The sequence below is a fragment of the Halorussus sp. AFM4 genome (assembly GCF_051194995.1).
Taxonomy (GTDB): domain Archaea; phylum Halobacteriota; class Halobacteria; order Halobacteriales; family Haladaptataceae; genus Halorussus.
Window position 1 is genome coordinate 332,212 of record NZ_JBNTJT010000006.1, and the last position, 17,742, is coordinate 349,953.

At 71.6% G+C, this 17,742-nt stretch carries 12 protein-coding genes and 2 pseudogenes; 10 read left to right on the forward strand and 4 right to left on the reverse strand.

Features of this window, described 5'->3' with window-relative positions; translation table 11 throughout:
* The first annotated feature begins 158 nt into the window (after positions 1–158).
* A complete protein-coding gene (locus tag ACQUQF_RS24125; protein ID WP_435181965.1) occupies positions 159–5,900 on the forward strand; it encodes a VWA domain-containing protein in 5,742 nt (1,913 codons plus the stop codon).
* Between the two features lie 123 nt (positions 5,901–6,023).
* On the opposite strand, the gene ACQUQF_RS24130 is transcribed toward ACQUQF_RS24125, so the two are convergent.
* The gene (locus tag ACQUQF_RS24130; RefSeq protein ID WP_435181966.1) at positions 6,024–6,449 is read right to left on the reverse strand and encodes a helix-turn-helix domain-containing protein; all 426 of its coding nucleotides are present in this window, start codon (positions 6,447–6,449) and stop codon (positions 6,024–6,026) included.
* A gap of 265 nt (positions 6,450–6,714) precedes the next feature.
* Between ACQUQF_RS24130 and ACQUQF_RS24135 the strand changes: the two are divergent.
* The 5 genes and pseudogenes from ACQUQF_RS24135 to ACQUQF_RS24155 all read left to right on the forward strand — a co-directional run.
* Positions 6,715–6,906: pseudogene (locus ACQUQF_RS24135) on the forward strand (galactonate dehydratase); the annotation flags it as partial.
* A gap of 1 nt (position 6,907) precedes the next feature.
* Entirely contained in the window at positions 6,908–7,243 is a 336-nt protein-coding gene (locus tag ACQUQF_RS24140; RefSeq protein ID WP_435181968.1) for a hypothetical protein, read from the forward strand.
* A gap of 74 nt (positions 7,244–7,317) precedes the next feature.
* Positions 7,318–7,977: pseudogene (locus ACQUQF_RS24145) on the forward strand (TIGR00266 family protein); the annotation flags it as partial.
* 664 nt (positions 7,978–8,641) lie between these two features.
* Entirely contained in the window at positions 8,642–8,998 is a 357-nt protein-coding gene (locus ACQUQF_RS24150) for a HalOD1 output domain-containing protein (protein ID WP_435181969.1), read from the forward strand.
* Between the two features lie 144 nt (positions 8,999–9,142).
* Positions 9,143–9,394, forward strand: a complete 252-nt coding sequence (locus ACQUQF_RS24155) for a hypothetical protein (RefSeq protein ID WP_435181970.1) — start codon at positions 9,143–9,145, stop codon at positions 9,392–9,394.
* A 29-nt stretch (positions 9,395–9,423) separates the two neighbouring features.
* Here ACQUQF_RS24155 and ACQUQF_RS24160 read toward each other — a convergent pair whose 3' ends face one another.
* Positions 9,424–11,565, reverse strand: a complete 2,142-nt coding sequence (locus ACQUQF_RS24160) for a prolyl oligopeptidase family serine peptidase (RefSeq protein ID WP_435181971.1) — start codon at positions 11,563–11,565, stop codon at positions 9,424–9,426.
* Between the two features lie 125 nt (positions 11,566–11,690).
* Positions 11,691–12,587, reverse strand: coding sequence for a DMT family transporter (locus tag ACQUQF_RS24165; protein ID WP_435181973.1), 897 nt, complete (start codon positions 12,585–12,587; stop codon positions 11,691–11,693).
* Between the two features lie 169 nt (positions 12,588–12,756).
* Here ACQUQF_RS24165 and trxA point away from each other — a divergent pair, with 169 nt between their 5' ends.
* Positions 12,757–13,188 carry a thioredoxin gene (gene trxA / locus ACQUQF_RS24170; protein ID WP_435181976.1) on the forward strand — a complete coding sequence of 144 codons (432 nt, stop codon included), beginning with the start codon at positions 12,757–12,759 and terminating at the stop codon, positions 13,186–13,188.
* Positions 13,189–13,268: 80 nt separating this feature from the next.
* Positions 13,269–13,889 (forward strand): class I SAM-dependent methyltransferase, encoded by a 621-nt coding sequence (locus tag ACQUQF_RS24175; RefSeq protein ID WP_435181978.1) that lies wholly within the window; start codon positions 13,269–13,271, stop codon positions 13,887–13,889.
* Positions 13,890–13,911: 22 nt separating this feature from the next.
* Here ACQUQF_RS24175 and ACQUQF_RS24180 read toward each other — a convergent pair whose 3' ends face one another.
* A complete protein-coding gene (locus ACQUQF_RS24180) occupies positions 13,912–14,265 on the reverse strand; it encodes an SHOCT domain-containing protein (protein WP_435181980.1) in 354 nt (117 codons plus the stop codon).
* Positions 14,266–14,563: 298 nt separating this feature from the next.
* On the opposite strand from ACQUQF_RS24180, the gene ACQUQF_RS24185 reads away from it, so the two are divergent.
* A complete protein-coding gene (locus ACQUQF_RS24185) occupies positions 14,564–16,159 on the forward strand; it encodes an SLC13 family permease (RefSeq protein ID WP_435181981.1) in 1,596 nt (531 codons plus the stop codon).
* A gap of 267 nt (positions 16,160–16,426) precedes the next feature.
* Complete coding sequence (locus ACQUQF_RS24190) at positions 16,427–17,728, forward strand: S1C family serine protease (RefSeq protein ID WP_435181982.1); 1,302 nt, start codon at positions 16,427–16,429, stop codon at positions 17,726–17,728.
* The last annotated feature ends 14 nt before the right edge of the window (positions 17,729–17,742 follow it).

The following is a 17,742-nucleotide window of genomic DNA, read 5'->3' on the forward strand; positions in this document are numbered from 1 at the left end:
CCGAGCCGACAGCGGCCGGGCCCGTCGGCCGCCGTCCCCCTCACTTCTCGCGATAAGCTCCGCCTACCGGCCGGACAGGCTCCGGCAACGCGGCGTTACGCGGCGCTTGCTTCCCCATAACAAAGGGCGGATGCAGGTTACTCACCGGGAGAGACACAATGACACGGGGGGAGGACGACGACACGAGGCGGCGAGCAGACGCGCTCGTTATCGCGTTGCTGCTGGTCGCCAGCACCATCGTCGGCGCGAGCGGAGTCACGCTCGCGGCCGGCGGCGCCGCGACCGTGGTCGGTGCGGGAGCCGGCGGGCAGGCGGGCAGCGCCGGCGCGGCGACGAGCGCGGGCGGGGCCGCGTCGGCTTCGGATCTCGCGCGGGCCGGCGCAGCCGGCGGGAGCGCAGACGGAGTGCGATCGAACGCGGCGGGACCGAGCGCGAACCGGGGCGGCGCGAGCGCCGCGGAGGACGATGACACCAGGTGCGGTCCGGGCGAGATCCCGCGCGGGCCGGCCGGGTCCGCGAACCTCTCGGACGCCGACGCCGAGCTCACGGGCGCGGCGAGCAACGACCGCACCGGGTGGGCGACCGCCGCGGGCGACGTCAACGGCGACGGGGTCGCCGACCTGCTCGTGGGAGCGCCCGCGAACGACTCGGCCGGCGAGGACTCCGGGGCGGCCTACCTCTTCTACGGGCCGGTCAACCGGAGCGACGTCGACGTCAGCGAGGCCGACGTCACCTTCCGCGGACGGGCGGCCGGCGAGCGCGCGGGCTTCGACGTCGAACTCGGCGACCTGAACGACGACGGGCTCGCCGACGTCGTGGTCGGCGCCCCGCTCGCCGACGCCAACGGCCGGAACTCGGGCGCCTCCTACGTGGTGTACGGCAGCGAGAGCCTGCCGGCCGTGGTCTGGCTGGAGTTCGCCACCGCGACGTTCTACGGCGAGTCGGCGGGCGACCGCGCCGGCTGGTCGCTCGCGACGATGCCCAACGCGAGCAACGAGACCGCCGGCCTGCTCGTCGGCGCGCCCCAGCACGACGGGGTCGCGACGGACTCGGGCGCGGCCTACCTGATGTACATGCCCCGGGTCGGGACCTACAGCCTCGCGCTGGCGAACGCGACCTACTACGGGGTTGCGCGGGGCGACTACGCCGGGTCGTCGGTCGCCGCGCTCGACGCGAACAACGACAGCGCGAGCGACGTGCTGGTCGGCGCCCGGGGCAACGACTCGACCGCCCCCGACGCCGGCGCGGCCTACCTCCAGTACGGGCCGCAGCTCGAGGGCGCGTCGCTGCTCGTCAACGCGCCGGTGACCTTCCGGGGCGCGGCCGAGGGCGACCAGGCCGGCTTCGAGGTGGCCGACGCGGGCGACCTGAACGGCGACGGGCGCGACGACGTCGCCGTCGGCGCGCCGTTCCACGACGAGCCGGTCGAGGACGCCGGCGCGGCCTACGTGGAGTACGGCGGCGACATCTCGCGGATCGTGAACCTCTCCTCGGAGGCAGACGCCGCGCTGCCCGGCGAGGGCGAGAGCGACTACGCCGGGTGGTCGCTCTCCAGCGCGGGCGACGCCAACGACGACGGCTACGGCGACCTGCTGGTGGGCGCGCCGTTCAATAACAGCACCGCGAAGAACGCCGGGGCGGCCTACCTGCTCTACGGGTCGCGCATCGCCGACCGGCACCCGCTGTCGGGCGCCCACGCCAAGTTCCGCGGCGAGTCCGAGAGCGACCTCGCGGGCTACGCGCTGGCCAGCGGCGACGAGAACAACGACTCGGTGACCGACCTGCTGGTGGGCGCGCCGTTCGCCGACGCGGGCGAGGAAGCAGACGGGGCCGACAACACCGGGATGGCCTACGTCGTCGACGGGGACTGCCCCCAGAAGCCGCCGAAGAACGAGACGGAGACCACGACCCTGCCGCCGACGCCCGAGTGCAAGCCCGGCAAGCCCCTCGACGTGATGCTGGTGACCGACCGCTCGGGGTCGATGGAGGGCGAGCCCCTGGAGGCGGCCAAGCGGGCCGGAATCCGGCTGGTGAACGCCGTCGACCGGCCGCGGGACCGGTTCGGGCTCGTGTCGTTCGCGGAGTCGGCGCGGGTCGACCAGGAGCTGACGGGCGACCGCGGGGAGGTGGTCGACGAGATCGAGGACCTCGAAGCCGACGGCTACACCGACATCGCGGAGGCGCTCAGTACCGCGAACGAGGAGCTCGAGGACGAGCAGCGCCCGAACGCCCAGCAGGTCATCGTCCTGCTGTCGGACGGCGAGCACAACCAGCCGGGCGACCCGGTGGAGGTCGCGCGCGACATCAAGCAGGACGGGACGCGCATCATCACCATCGCGCTCGGCGACGAGGCCGACGAGGGGCTGCTGCGCCGGGTGGCGTCCTCGCGCGAGGACTTCTACGACGCGCCGTCGCCCGACGACCTGGTGGGCATCTACGACTCCATCACCCAGGAGATCTGCGAGGACCCCGAGCCGGAGACCGACACGACGACCGAGACCACCACCACGACAACGACGACCGAGACGACGACGCGCGAGCCCCTCACCGTCCGGGTCGCCTTCGACTGCCGGCGGGTGACGGTCGCGACCGAGCAGTACACCCGGGTCGTGCTCACCTTCGCCGACGGCGACACCCAGACGTTCGCCAGCGTCTACAGCGGGCCCAACACCTTCTCGGGAACGGGCGCGAACGACGGGGAGGTGATCACGCAGGTCAAGGTGTACAACGGGCCGGACAGCTTCGTCGTCCGGCGCAACGACACCGGCGGCTGCGAACCGCAGGAAGAGCCGGACCAGCCCTTCTCGCCGAAGATATTCTTCACGAGCTGCGAGAAGGCCGTGGTCCAGGCCGACGAGTTCCGGTCGGTGACGCTGACGTTCGCGGACGGCGACCGCCAGACGTTCCGCGGGGACTTCCGGGATCGCGCGCAGTTCCAGGGCACCGGTGACAACCAGGGCGAGGTGATCGAGTCGGTGGTCGTGCGCGGACCCGACGGCGAGTCGGTGACCAGGCGCAACCCGAGCTTCGAGGCCTGCGTCGGTCCGGACACGACGACCACGACCACGACGACTCCGACCACCACGACGACCGAGACGCCCGGACCCCTCGAACCGACCTACGACTTCGCCTGCACGAAGGTCGCGGTCAGCGCCGACCGGTACGACGCGGTGACCCTCACGTTCGAGGACGGCGACCGCCAGACCTTCCGGGGGACGTTCCGCGGCCGGAACGTCTTCTTCGGCACGGGCGAGAACCGCGGCGAGGTCGTCGAGCGCGTGATCGTCAAGCGCGACGGCGAGTCGGCCTCCCAGCGCAACCCCGACTTCGAGGAGTGCGTCGAGCGTGAGACGACGACCACCACGACCACGACGCCGGAGCTGCCGACGACCACGACGACTCCGACGACCACCACGACCACGACGACGGAGGCGCCGGGCCCGCCGCCGAACGCCCGGGCGTCGAGTCCGGCCTGCGAGCGCCTGCGGCTGGAGAACCCCACGACCGAGCGCATCACCTTCTCGGTGACCGCCGAGTCGGGGCTCACGAAGGTCGTCATCCTCAACCCCGGGCAGGTCGAGACGTTCGACGTCCCGCCGGGCACCTACCGGGTCCAGGCGAAGGCCGGCGGCCTGGTCGAGCCGACCCGGCCCGCCACGGTCAACGGCGACCAGATCGCCACCGTCGAGGTCGAGGCGTGCCCGACGCCGACCACGACGGAGACGACGACCACGGAAACCACGACCGAGACCACGACAACGACGGAAACGGCGACTACGACGACCGAAACCACGACCGAGACCACTACGGAGACGACGACCACGACAGAGGAACCCGAGACTACGACGACTACGACCGAAACCACCACGACGACCGAAACCACGACCGAGACCGCGCAGGAGACCACGACAACGACGACGGAGCCGACGCCCACGGGGACCCCGACGACCGAGACGACGACGGGGGAGGCCGAGGTCACGACCACAGAGACGACCGCGGAGGAGGGACCGACGCCCGAGACCACCACGGAGACGACGTCCACGACCACCACCGAGGCGCCCGCGCCGCCGGACGTCGAGGCCCGCTCGGAGACGTGCGAGGCGCTGACCCTCGCCAACCCGACCGACCGGAACGCGACGTTCTCGGTCGCCGGGCCGGAGGGCTACGACGAGACGGTGACGGTCGAGCCCGGTGAGAACCGGACGCTCGCGAACCTGACGCCGGGCGACTACACCGTCTCCGCCACCCTGGCGACTCCGGACGCGGACGACGACGGTACTGCGCCGCAGAACGCCACCGTCAACGGCGAGGCGTCGGCGACCGTGAGCGTGGCCGACTGTCCCAACGTCGAGGTCGCCTCGACCGCGCCCGAGTCGCTGACCGTCGAGAACCCGACCGACGTGAACGTGACCGTCACCGTCAGCGGACCGGGCGACTTCGCCGAGACGCTGGCGCTCGAACCCGGTGAGGAGACCACCCTGGACGACCTGCCGGCCGGCAACTACACGGTGAGCGCCCGGACCGGCCTCGGCGGCGAGCCGCCGGGCAAGGCGACCGTCAACGAGCGGGCGAACGTCACGGTCGCCGTCGCGGCGGCGCCCGCGACGACCACCACCGAGACGACGGGGGACACCGAGACGACCACCACGACCGCCGGGCTCCCGCCGCTGACGACGGAGGCGGAGACGACGACCGAGACCACCACCGAGGAACCGACCACGACGACGGAAGAGCCGACCACCACCGAAACGACGACCGAGACCACCACCGAAACGACGACCACGACGACGGAGCCGGAACCGGTGAACGTCGTCGCCGCCAGCACCGACTGCGAGTCGCTGCGGCTGACGAACGAGGGCGACGAGCCAGTCGACGTCGAGGTCACGGGACCTGACGACTTCGCCGAGGAAGTGACGGTGCAGCCCGAGGAACCCGTCAACCTGACCGACCTCGAACCCGGCGAGTACGTCGTCCAGCCCGCCGGGGAGGGCGTGACGGTGAACGGCACCGGAGAGACGTCGGTCGACGTCGCGGACTGTCCGGCCGCAGCGGAGGAGACGACGACCACGACGACCGAGGAGCCCACTACGACGACCACCACGGAGGAGCCAACGACTACGACGACAACCGAGACGCCGACGACCACGACGACTACGACGACTGAAGAGCCCACCACGACGACCACCACTGAAACCACCACGACAACTACAGAGACGACGACCACTGAAACCACCACGACGACAGAAACGACAACGACCACCACAACGACAACCGAGACGACGACCACAACCGAAACCACCACGACCACCACGACTACGACCACAACGACCACGACGACAACGACCACGACAACAACCACGACCGCGATACCCGAACCGTCGATCACGCCGCGGCCGGTCGCCGGCTACCCCACGTGCTCGGAGGACGCCGACCTGGCGCACGCCCTGACGCTCACGTACGAGAACGGCGAGTTCGGGAGCGAGAACGCCACCGAGGTCGCGCCGAACACCTTCGAGTTCGAGGTCGACGGCGAGACCTACCGGGTGGAGCTGACGAACGTCGAGCGCGACGGCGGCGACCCGGTCTCGGTGACGTTCGACTCGACGCTCCGGATCGACGCCGTCGTCGTCCGGAGCGAGACCGGCGGGAACGTCTACGCGTTCACGGAGGGCGTCTCCGAGCGGGCGTCGCTCCAGGCGCCGACCAGCCAGGACTCCGGCGAGCCGTTCGCCATCCAGGAGATATCGTTCTGCTACGACCCCGGTACCTCGAACGCGGCGGACATGATCGGCGGACCGCGGAGTCCGTCGGACCCCCTCGCCGCGCGGAGTGCGCCCGCGGCGGTCGGCGCTGTCGCCGCCGGGGCGCTGGTCGCGCGACGTCGACGCGGGCGGTCGTAACGACCCCCGTCCCATGGCGGTCGCTAACGCTGCGACCCATAACGTCGCTTCGTAACGGTGCGACTCACACCGTCGCTACGACCGCTCGACCCCGACGCGCGGGGTCCCCGCTTCCCGCCCGGCTCAGGCGGTCGTGTCGGCCTGTCGCATCAGCCGGCGGACGTGACCCAGCGAGTAGGAGACGTCGAACTCCCGCTCGATGAACTCGCGGGCGAGCCGGGGCGTCCAGGACTCGGCGTCGAAGCCGTGGGCCGCGGGCGACTCGGCGAGGGCCGCGAACAGCGCCTCGCGGTCGGCGTCGTCGAGCGCCGACGGCCGGCCCGGGCGGTCGTCGTCCTCGACCGCCTCGGCGACGGGGTCGTCCGCGATGCGGTCGAGCCAGTAGTACAGCGTCGACTCGGGCACGTCGTACCGCTCGGAGAGCACCGAGACCGGCACCCCGTCCTTGTACGCGATGGCGATCATCAGGCGCTTTGCGGCCTTCGGGGTCTCGGCCGCGTCGAGCTGCTCCCAGAGCGTCGAGAGCGAAACGCCGTCGAGCTTGTCCATCGTCGTGAATTTTCACTTTTCTGGTTATTAGTTTTATCTGTTCTCGTCCGCACAGCGAGTGCGGTACGGCGCCGTTCGGGACTGCTGTGAGCGTGCGACCGGAGGGGGGCGCCACCCGCTCCGGAGCACGGTCGGGGTCAGGAAAGCGATTACGGGCATCACCGCTTCCGCGAGATTTAGGCGGTGGGTCGCGTAGCCGGCCGACATGGAAGTAATCGACTACGAGCTGTTCGAGGTGCCTCCGCGATGGCTGTTCCTGCGCCTCGAGACCAGCGACGTGCTCGACTACCTCGCGGACCCCAGCGTCTTCGAGTACGAGGGCGGCTACGTCGACCTCCCCGAGGGGCCGGGGCTGGGCATCGAGATCGACGAGGCGGTCGTCCGCGAGCGGGCGGGCGAGGTGAACTGGCACAACCCCGTCTGGCGCCACGCCGACGGGAGCGTCGCGGAGTGGTGAGATGGCGGCACCGCTGGACCCCTTCGGCGACGTCGACGACGAGGCCGCGCGCGACCTGGTGGCCCGCCACCAGGCGTTCGTCCGGGACCTGCCGGACGTCGGCGTCGACGGCCTGGTCTACGAGTACCGGACGCAGTTCCACCAGGACCCCCTCGTCACCCAGGACGCGACGGCCTACTACCTCTCGGTCCGAGGTCACGTCTGGGACGAGTTCGCCGACAGGATGGGCCTGAGCGACGAGGAACTGGCCGAGTTGCGGGAGGCCCACGCCGAGCAGTTCGCGGCGCACGTCGGCGAGCCCGCGGGCGACGAGGCGATGATCCTGACCAAGGAGTGAGCCGGCGAGCCCCGGCGATTCCGCTGTAGCGCGGTGCCACCAAGGTAACGGCGGTGGCCGGCATACCCCGTCCGATGCGACACGAGATCTCGTACCGACCGACGTTCGCGCAGTTGCACGTGTCGCTCGACCGGGGCGAGGCCGTCCGGGCGGAGGCCGGGGCGATGCTGAGCCACACGGCGGGCATCGACATCGAGACGGGGACGAGCGGCGGCCTGCTGGGGTCGCTCAAGCGGTCGGTGCTGGGCGGCGAGTCGTTCTTCCTCAACACCTTCGCGGCCAGGGACCCGGGCTCGGTGACGTTCGCGCCCAGGCTCCCCGGCGACGTGATCGAGCGCGACCTGGGGTACGAGCCGCTGTTCGTCCAGTCGAGCTCGTTTCTAGCGGGCACGCCGTCGGTCGACCTCGACACCAAGTTCGGCGGGTTCCGGACCTTCTTCGCGGGCGAGGGGCTGTTCCTGCTGCGGCTCACCGGGCCAGGCAGCGCGTTCCTCTCCAGCTTCGGGGCCATCGACGAGGTGCCGCTGGCCGCGGGCGAGCGCGTCGTCGTCGACACCGGCCACGTCGTGGCGTTCGAGTCGTCGGTCGACTACTCGGTGCGTCAGGTGGGCGGGCTGAAGTCGACGCTGCTGAGCGGCGAGGGCCTGGTCGTGGAGTTCGAGGGGCCGGGCACCGTCTGGACCCAGTCGCGCAGCCCCGACGCGTTCCTCGACTGGATCGTCTCGAACGTCCCGCAGGGCGGCGCGGTCGTCCCGGTCGGCGGTGCGGGGCCCGGTTCGTCGCCCGCGGGCGCCGGCGGAGGCGACGGTGGCGGGGCCGGTGGTGGCGGTGGCGGCGCACCCCCGGCGCAGGGTGCTGACCAGAACCCGGGCCCGAGGGCGGGCGGCCGAGGGAGACGCGGGAACGCCCCCAGATCGTCGCGCGGGCCGACGAAGCGCCGCGGCTCGACGTTCGACGTCACGCGAGGCGGCGGCCGCGGCGGGTCGGGCGGTCGCCGCGGGCGGAACGCGACCGACGGAGGTTCGGAGCGCGCTGACCCGGTCGACCGTCGGAGGACCGACCGCCGCCGGGCCGGAAGCGGCGCCGGCAGGCAGACCGGCGGGAGGCAGAGCGCCGGCGGTTCCGGCGGTCGCGACCGACCCGCCCGCGGCGGCGGCGGTAACAGCGGTGGCGCCCGGGGCCGTTCCAGCTCATCCGGACGCTCCGGCGGGAAGCGGTCCTGACCCGGGCGACGACCGACATGAGGAGACGACGCCCGGGCAGAACGACCGGACGGCGTCCTCCCGGCGGGTGAAGTCGGGAACTCCGGACGTTCGTGACTGCGAATCGAGGATTTTTTGTAATAGACGTCAGTTGACCGTGGTATCGAGACTGCGGACTGAACTCGACCCAGCACGCATGAACCGAGACACCCCGAACATCACGGAACGCGCCCCGTCGCTCGACCGCGACGGTCGCCCGGCCTACCGGGTCGCCCCGAGCGAGTGGAGCGTGAGCACGACCGTCGTCACCGCAGTCACCGAAGTGCTCGACGCCGACCCGCTCGCCGACGAGGGCCTGCTGTACGACGCGCTCGACCCGGAGGCGCTGGACTGCCTGTTCGCCGACCGGGCCGACGGCGCGTCCCGGAGCTCGGGACGGGTGGTGTTCTCGCTCCGGGAGTGCGAGGTCGAGGTCCACGCGACCGGCGCGGTCGTCGTCTTCGGGCCCGAGGAGCACGACGGGGCGGGCTCGTCGACGCCGCAGTCGGCGTGACGCCGGCGATCAGCGAGCGGCGAAACGAGGCGACAACCGGCGGGACGGAACCGTTTCGGAGATGACCGGGCGGAACGGTCGAAACGAAAACACGAAAAGGTAATCAGGGAGTGGGCGGACGCCTTGGTAAGGAGCGATTACCCGATGGCCGTCTCGAACAAGGTTTCGTTTTGGGAGATGTACCGCGAACTGCCGGTCAAGACGACGCTGGCCAGCGTCGGGCCCGTCGTCCTCGGGCTGGCCCAGCTGCTGAACGGCTACGTCCACGACGTCCCCGTGACCCACACCGGCGCCTTCGCGGCGGTCATGGTCGCCGCCGCCGTGCTCGTGACCCAGTATCACCTCGTGGAGTTCCGCCGGATGCGGCTCCAGCGCGACGTCTTCGGCGAGGACTGATTCTCGACCCCCGAACCGCGGACGCCGGATCAGGCGCCGGGGTCGTGGCGCTCGAACCAGTCGGTGAGCTCTTCGAGCCGGTGGATCGCACGGTCCGGATCGCCGATGGCGTGGTGCTCGTCGGGGTAGACCACCAGCCGCGCCGGGACGCCTCGCTTCTTGACGCTGACGTACAGCTGCTCGCTCTGGGAGGGCGGACACCGCCAGTCCTCACCGCCCGCGGTCACCAGCAGCGGGGTGTCGATCTCGCCGACGTCGGTGATGCTCGACGCCGCGTCGTAGTTCTCCGGGTTCTCCCACGGCAGCCCGAAGTCGTTCTCCCACCACAGGTGGCTGTCGTCGGTGCCGAACGCCGACCGGAAGTCGTAGACGCCGTGCTCGGCCGCGGCCGCCGCGAACCGGTCGCTCGCGGCGACGAGGTAGCCGGTGGTGATGCCGCCGTACGAGAACCCGGTGGCGAAGCAGCGGTCGGGGTCGGCCCAGCCGCGCTCCACCGCGGCGTCGACCGCCGCCAGCACGTCGGCGGTCTCGCGGGGGCCCCACTCGCCGCGGATCTGCTCGCTGAACTCGCGGCCGTACGAGGAGCTCCCCCGGTAGTTCGTCCGGACGACGACGTAGCCCCGGCCGGTCCAGTACGAGAAGTCGAACGAGAACGTCGGCGCGTCGTAGGAGATGGGGCCGCCGTGGACGGAGGCGACGAGCGGGGGCGCCTCGGCCGGCGGGTCGTCGGGGTCGAAGTCGGCCGGGAAGTAGGCGATGCCCTCGATTTCGTCGCCGCCGGACTCGAAGGCGAATCGCCGGGCCTCGGGCGTGTGGTGGGCCGCGACCAGGTCGTCGTTGAGCGCGGTGAGCCGCGTTAGCCCGGCGTCTGCGGTGTCGAGGTCGTCGACGGCGGCGGCGAACAGGTCCGCGCCGGCCTCGGGGTCCGAGAGGAGCGTCACCGCGGTGCCGCCGCGGGCGTCGAACCCCTCGACGGTCCGGTCGCGGCCCTGCGCGTCGAAGGTGCGCCGGGGCTGGGTGCCCTCGCTGAACCGCGCGAGCCGGGTCAGCCCCTCGTCCGCGACGGCGGCGAGCAGGTCGTCGCCGTCCCACGAGAGCCGGCCGTACCGGGCGACGGTCCGGTCGAGGTCGCCCGACCACGACTCGGAGGCGCCGGGCTCCGAGTCGCCGGCGTCATCGTCAGCAGCGCCGAGGACGTCTGCGACGTACACCTCGGACGGGCGGTACCAGTTCTCGGGGTCGCCGCCGACGAACGCCAGGCGGTCGCCGTCGGGGTGCCAGCGGAGCCCGCTCGCGGTCAGGTCCGAGTCGGTCAGCTTCCGGCAGTCGCTCCCGTCGGGCGCTATCGTGTAGACGTCCATCACGTAGCTGTCGTCGGGCCGGTCGGTCCGGTTCGAGAGGAACGCGATGCGGTCGCCGTCGGGCGACCAGGCGGGCTGGAGGCCGGTCGCGGGCTCGCGGGCGCCGCCGCCGTAGGCGTCGTCGAGCCGGGTCGCCTCGCGGGTGTCGCAGTCCACCACGAACAGGTAGGTCGTCACGTCGTCGAGCCAGCCCTGCCCGTCGAACTTGTGCTGGAGGCGCTCGGTGACGATGGGGCCGTCGTCCTCCCGGCGGGACTCGAGGTATTCGCGCTGATCGTCGGTGGGGTCGCGGGCCGCGACCGCGAGGCGCTCGCCGTCGGGTCCCCAGTCGAATCCCTTGACACCCTCCTCGAAGTCGGTGAGCTGGCGGGCGTCGCCGCCGAGGTCGAGGTCGAACACCCAGACCTGGGGTTTGGGTTCGTCGGCGTCGCCCTTCGACTCGTCGTCCTCGTCGGTCTCGGCGTCGTCGCCGGATTCCGCCCCGTCCGTCGCGTCTCCGTCCCCCTCGTCGTCCGAGGCGGCGCCTCGACGAGTCACCGCGATCTCCGCGTCGGTGTCGCGGGCGGCGGTGAACGCGAGCTTCGTCCCGTCGGGGCTCCAGACCGGCGCCCCCGCGTCGGAGGCCCGGGTGAGCCGGTGTGGCCCGCGGCTCCCGTCGGTCGGGACGACGAACAGCGAGCTCCGGCGGTCGTCCTCGGCGCGGTCGAACTCGTCGGCGACGAAGGCCGCGCGGTCGCCGTCGGGCGAGACGGCGAGGTCGGTCGCGAGCGTCAGGTCGTAGAAGTCCTCGCGGTCGAGCGGGTCGCTCATGCCCGACGCGTCGGGACCGGCCACCTTCAGCGTGTGGGCACGGGCAAGCCGGGAGTCGGCGGAGGAGCGCTCCGGGCTCGACCGACCGGGCGAGCCGACGCCGGAAAACCGACTCGGCGAACCGCTCACGCCTCCGTCGACGTCGAGACGGCGTAGACGCCGACCGTCATGACGAGGCCCCCGGCGACGAACCCGGACCCGAGCGTCTCGCCCAGCAGGGCCGCGCCTAGGAGGGTCCCGACCGCGGGCTGGGCGAAGAAGAAGACGGCCACGGTGCCGGCGTCGACGTACTCCAGGCCCTTGTACCAGAGGTACCAGGCGGCCGCGGTGGACGCGAGCCCGAGGTAGCAGACCGCGGCCGCGACCGGCAGCGTGAGCGACAGCTCGCCGAGCGCGGTGCCCGTCACCGCGAGCTCGGCGGCGGCGAGGACGCCGAGCATCGGCACCGCGGCGACGGTCGAGTAGGTCGCGGTCTCCAGCGCCGAGTAGGTCCGGACCAGCGGCTTGCCGTAGACGGTGTAGGCCGCCCACGCGAAGCTCGCCGCCAGCAGCGCGGCGACCCCGACCGCGTTGCCCGACGCCATCCTGGTCAGGTCGTACCGGCCCGCGAGCACGAGGAGGGTGCCGACCGCGGCCAGCGCCATCCCGCCGACCTTCCGGCGGGTCAGCGGTTCGGAGAGCGCCGCGACCCCGAGCAGCAGGGTGAACACCGGGGTCAGCACCGTCAGCAGCGCGCCCTGGCTCGCGTTCGTGAGGTCGGTGCCGACGAACTGGGTGACGATGGTCGCGGTGACGGCGGCGCCGAGCGCGACGAACCGCCGGCGGTCGGCGCGCGAGAACGACCGGGCCGGGCGGGCGCGCCGGACCACGACCAGCAGGGCCGCCGCCCCCAGCGCGACCCGGAGGAACCCGAGCGTCACGGGCGGAATCGCAGAGAACCCCCACTTGCTGACCACGTACATCCCGCCCCACAGCGAGGCCGCGGCGAGCGGCGCGACGGCGTAGACTGGGTTCTCGGCCACGGTAGGTGGGACTGTGCGCACTCTGGTATTTGAACGTTCGTGACTCGCACCGAAGAGCCGGGACTCCGTCGGGGCTGTCCGCCGCCGGGGGCGGAAGCGGCCGGCTGAGAACCAGTATTGTGTGACGCGTGCAAAACGGTTAAGCCCGTCGGGGCCCAACCAGAGGGTAATGAGCGAAGACGAACTGGAGTCCATCCGGAAGCAGAAGCGCGACGAACTCCTCGGCGAGGCCGGAGGCGAGGCCGGTGAAACTGACGAAGGTGAGGCCACCGCCGGCGCGCCCGACGAGCCCGTCCACGTCGAGAGCGTCGAGCAGTTCTCCTCGGTGACCACCGACTACGACGTCGTCCTCGTCGACTTCTACGCGGACTGGTGCGGACCGTGCAAGATGCTCGAACCCGTCGTGGCGTCGGTCGCCGCGAACACCGACGCGGCGGTGGCGAAGGTCGACGTCGACGAGCACCAGGGGCTCGCCTCCCAGTACGGCGTCCGGGGCGTTCCCACGCTGGTGCTGTTCGCCGGCGGCGAGCAGGTCGAGCAGCTCGTCGGCGCCCAGGACGAGTCGACGCTGACGGACCTGATCGAGCGACACAGCTCGTAGCGCAGCCGCGGACGAGTAATCTTGCACGGACCGTTCACGACCCACAGTCGTTAAGGCGGACCCCGCCCCACACCGAGACGATGGGTTTCCACACGTTCGACCCCGCGTCGGCCGACAGGCTCGAGGACGAGTCGCGGTACCGCTACTGCTCGCGCGAGGAGCTGGTCGCCGCGCTCGACCTCGGTGACGGCCGGGACGCGACGGTCGCGGACCTCGGAAGCGGGACCGGCTTCTACACCGACGACGTGGCCCCGTTCGCCGGCGAGGTCCGGGCCGTCGACGTCCAGTCGGAGATGCACGACCTGTACCGCGAGAAGGGCGTCCCCGAGAACGTCGAGCTGGTGACCGCCGACATCGGGGACCTCCCGTTCGCGGACGGCGAACTCGACGCCGCGTTCTCGACGATGACGTTCCACGAGTTCGCCGGCGGCGGGCACGCCGAAGGCGGCGAAGGTGACGAAGACGACAGTGGAAGTCGTGGCGGTGACGCCGGCGGCGAAATCGAGGTCGCGCGCGTCCTCCGGGACGGCGGCCGGTTCGTCGTCGCCGACTGGACTGCCGCCGGCGACGGCGAGGACGGGCCGCCGGTCGCCGAGCGCTACGACCGCGACGAAGCCGTAGCCCTGCTGGAGGGCGCGGGGTTCGACGTCCTCAGGGCCGACGAGCGCCCCGAGACGTTCTTCGTGGTCGCGCGGGTCTAACTCGGCGAACCGGCCGTCTCGGTCACTCTCGGAGCCGCCGCCGGCGCTCCTCGAACTCCTCGTCGGAGACGTCTCCCCGAGCGTACGCCCGGCGCAACTCCGCCAGGGCCGGGTCGGTCGTCTCGCCCGCGGCCCTCCGGTAGAGCAGGTAGCCGGCGCCGACGAGCACGAGCAGCCCGGCGACCCAGAAGTCGAGCATCCACGTCGGCGTCGCGCCCCCGAACCCGCCGGGGCCGACCCGCCCGTCCGCCGGCGCGTGTATCCACCAGCCCATCCCCATCATCGGCCACGCGAACAGCAGCATCACGACCGGGAGCAGCAGGAGGACGGCGATCACCGTTATTGCCAGCCGTGAGAGTTGGGCGTTCGACGACATACCGGGCAAGACGACGTACCAAGACGTATTCTGTGTGCTGTACCGAGACGTATCGACCGATACCGGGTCCGACACACGGTACTCCGACTGGTCCTCGCTCTGTGGGTCGGTCTACTCGGTAGACGACCGGCCTGCTCCCTCGACCTGTCACCCGGAAGGTATTACTTGAGTTCCGTCCAAGTGTGAGCGAGTCCCCGCCGGCGCGCGGGCCGAGACGGACGAGCGCGGGTGCCGGTCGGCGAGCCGACTCGGCGGAGTGTCGGTCCACCCCGGAGAGCGTCGGCCGACTCGACGTCCCATGACGACGGTGCCCCGTCCCGACAACTGGCTGATCGTCCTCGGCGCCACAGTCGCGACGCTCGCCGTGGCGGCCGCCCCGACGCCCGCGGGCCTGTCAGTCGCGGGCCAGCGGGCGCTCGCGACGGCGACGTTCGCGGCCGTCCTCTGGATCACCGGGGCGCTCCCGCTGGCCGTGACCGCGCTGACGGTGCCGGTCTGGCTGGTCGTGCTGGGGGTGTACCCGACGCTGGCGGAGGCGCTGACCGGGTTCGCCGACCCCGTCGTCTTCCTGTTCCTCTCGACGTTCGTGCTGGCCGCCGCGCTCCAGAAGCACGGGCTGGACCGGCGGGTCGCGCTCCGACTGCTCGCGCGCGTCGGCACCACGCCCCGCCGGGTCGTGCTCGGCGTGATGGTCGCCACGGCGGGGCTCTCGATGCTGATCTCGAACACCGCGACGGTGGCGCTGATGGCCCCCATCGCGGTGGGCGTCGTCCGCCAGATCGACGCTGCCGCCGACCGTTCCGTGGAGAACCTCCACGCCGCGACCCTGTTGGGGGTGGCCTACGCCGGCAGCATCGGCGGCATCGGCACCCTCATCGGCACGCCGCCGAACGCCATCGTCGTCGCGCAGCTCGCCGACGCCGGCCACGAGGTGAGCTTCGCCGACTGGCTGGTCGTCGGCCTGCCGACGGTGGCCGTGACGCTCCCGCTGGCGTGGTTCCTGCTCGTCCGGCTCTATCCGCCAGAGCCGGTCGACGTCTCGGGCGCCCGGGCCGGTGCGCGTCGGGCGGCGGCGTCGGCGGGGTCGCTCGACCGGGCCGGCCGGCGCGTGGCCGTCGTCGCCGTCGCGGTCGCCGCCCTCTGGCTGCTAGGCGGGCTAGAGTTCCTCTTCGCCGGGTACCTGCCCCCAGAGTGGGTGACGACGCTGTTCGGCGGCGAGGGCGCGTGGATCTTCAGCGAGGGAGTCGCTGCACGCGGTGAGGCGGGGTATCAGGGACTGCTCTACTTCGTCGTGGTCGGCCTCGCGGCGGTGCCGGTCCTCTTCCTCGCGGGCGGCGTCGAGTGGGAGGACGTGGAGGGCATCGACTGGGGGACGCTGCTGCTGTTCGGCGGCGGCCTCACCCTCGCCGACGCGCTCTCGGACACCGGCGCGACCGGGTGGGTGGCGGGCCGGGTCGTGGCGGCCTTCGGAGACGCGCCGCTGGCGATCCTGCTCGCCGCGATCGTCGCGCTGACGGTGGTCCTGAGCGAACTCGCGTCGAACACCGCGACCGCCGCCGTGCTCGCACCCGTGCTGATCGAGGTCGGACGCGGGTTCGGGACCGTCGGCAGTGCGGTGGTCGGCGGGGGGAGTGCAGGTGCCGGCGGTGGGTTCGCCGGGCTCGGCGGCGGCGTCGAGGCGGCCGTCCTGCTCCCGCTCGCCAGCGCCGTGGCCGCGAGCTACGGGTTCGCGCTCCCGGTCGCGACCCCGCCCAACGCTATCGTCTTCGGGACCGGGGAGGTGACCCGGGGGCAGATGCTCCGGGCGGGGTCGGTGCTGGACGCGGTGTTCGTGGTCGTGACGACCGCCGTCCTCCTGGTGCTGGCGGTGACAGTGTTACCGGCGGTGGTGTGAATTATCGTCAGTCGTCGTGGAACGCTGCTCCCTGGCCTAGATCATCATTTTTCTTTTACTTTCCCACCCGACTGACCCGACTGTCTCTCCCACCCGACTGTCTCGTGATCTCTACCCCCGTCGTGCGGGTTGGCAACCACCCGCAACCTTATACGTGCCCGGTCCTAACTTCGGGTTAATCCGCTCGCCGGCATACGATTCTGTTTCGACGGGACGACCGATCACTGGCCGTCCTGGAGCGTTTCGCGGGCCGACGACGGGAGGACAATGACGAGCGACAACGACAGCGAGAGCAGACCTACTCAGTCGAGTTCCCGGAACGATTCGGCCGACTACGAGCGCCTCTACCGGGAGGCGATCCCCTCGACCGTCTCGGTACACGCCGCGGTCGAGACCGACGACGGGACCCGTCCCGCCGGGACCGGGTCCGGGTTCGTCTACGACGACGATCACGTGCTCACGAACCAGCACGTCGTCACGCCCCCCGTTCCGAGACGGGCCAGGAGGGGAGGCCGAGGGAGTGACGGACGCAGGTCCCAGTCCGAGCCGCCTCGGACGGCCGTGGGCCGGTTGGTGGAGGTCCGGTTCAGCGAGGGCGAGTGGCGGACCGGCGAGGTCGTCGGCGCGGACGCGTACACCGACCTCGCGGTCGTCCGGGTCGAGGACGTGCCCGCGTACGCCGACCCGCTGCCGATCGCCGACGAGAACCCGAGCCCCGGCCAGCGCGTCGCCGCGCTCGGCAACCCGATGGGCCTCGACGGGACCATCACCGCGGGCATCGTCAGCGGGGTCAACCGCACGACACCGACCGGATCGGGGTTCACCATCCCCGACACCGTCCAGACCGACGCCGCCATCAACCCGGGCAACTCCGGCGGGCCGCTGGTGACGATGGACGGGGCGGTCGTCGGCGTGAACCGGGCCAAGCAGGGCGAGAACATCGGTTTCGCCGTCTCGCCCGCCATCGTCCGGCGGGTGGTGCCCGAACTCGTGGCGAACGGCGAGTACCGCCACTCCTACCTCAACGTCCGGACGGTCAACGTCTCGCCGACCGTCGCCGAGGCGAACGACCTCGACGAACCCGCCGGCGTCCTGGTCGTCGACGTCCGGCTCGGTCCCGCCAGCGGCGGTCTCAGGGGGTGTCACGGAACGCGGGACGTTCGCGGCCACGAAGTGCCGGTCGGCGGCGACGTCATCGTCGGCATCTCCGGCCGACAGGTCCGCTCCCACGAGGAGCTGATGCGCTATCTCATCACGGAGACCGAACCCGACGAGGCGGTGACGGTGGAACTGATCCGGCACGGCGACCGTGTCGAGGAGCAGATTACGCTGGGCGAGCGACCGGCGCCCGGCGCCGACTCGAACCGGCAGCCGCGAGCGCGCCCGGACGAGAGTCGCGATCCGCAGCCGCGTCGGGACGATTCGGCCGCTTCTGGCCCGGATTCACACGTGGCTGGCACGAATTCACACGTGGCTTCTGGCCCAGACTCACACGTGGGGAGTGGTTCGGACTCACACCGGGGGAGTGGTCCAGACTCGGAGAGCGGTCTGGACGTGGAGGGTGATTAGAACGGAGAGGACGG

Bases quoted from the DNA above. Each gene is read 5' to 3' on its own strand.
- ACQUQF_RS24125 (WP_435181965.1), top strand. From the start codon at position 159: ATGACACGGGGGGAGGACGACGACACGAGGCGGCGAGCAGACGCGCTC.
- ACQUQF_RS24130 (WP_435181966.1), bottom strand. From the start codon at position 6,449: ATGGACAAGCTCGACGGCGTTTCGCTCTCGACGCTCTGGGAGCAGCTC.
- ACQUQF_RS24140 (WP_435181968.1), top strand. From the start codon at position 6,908: ATGGCGGCACCGCTGGACCCCTTCGGCGACGTCGACGACGAGGCCGCG.
- ACQUQF_RS24150 (WP_435181969.1), top strand. From the start codon at position 8,642: ATGAACCGAGACACCCCGAACATCACGGAACGCGCCCCGTCGCTCGAC.
- ACQUQF_RS24155 (WP_435181970.1), top strand. From the start codon at position 9,143: ATGGCCGTCTCGAACAAGGTTTCGTTTTGGGAGATGTACCGCGAACTG.
- ACQUQF_RS24160 (WP_435181971.1), bottom strand. From the start codon at position 11,565: ATGAGCGACCCGCTCGACCGCGAGGACTTCTACGACCTGACGCTCGCG.
- trxA (WP_435181976.1), top strand. From the start codon at position 12,757: ATGAGCGAAGACGAACTGGAGTCCATCCGGAAGCAGAAGCGCGACGAA.
- ACQUQF_RS24175 (WP_435181978.1), top strand. From the start codon at position 13,269: ATGGGTTTCCACACGTTCGACCCCGCGTCGGCCGACAGGCTCGAGGAC.
- ACQUQF_RS24180 (WP_435181980.1), bottom strand. From the start codon at position 14,265: ATGTCGTCGAACGCCCAACTCTCACGGCTGGCAATAACGGTGATCGCC.
- ACQUQF_RS24185 (WP_435181981.1), top strand. From the start codon at position 14,564: ATGACGACGGTGCCCCGTCCCGACAACTGGCTGATCGTCCTCGGCGCC.
- ACQUQF_RS24190 (WP_435181982.1), top strand. From the start codon at position 16,427: ATGACGAGCGACAACGACAGCGAGAGCAGACCTACTCAGTCGAGTTCC.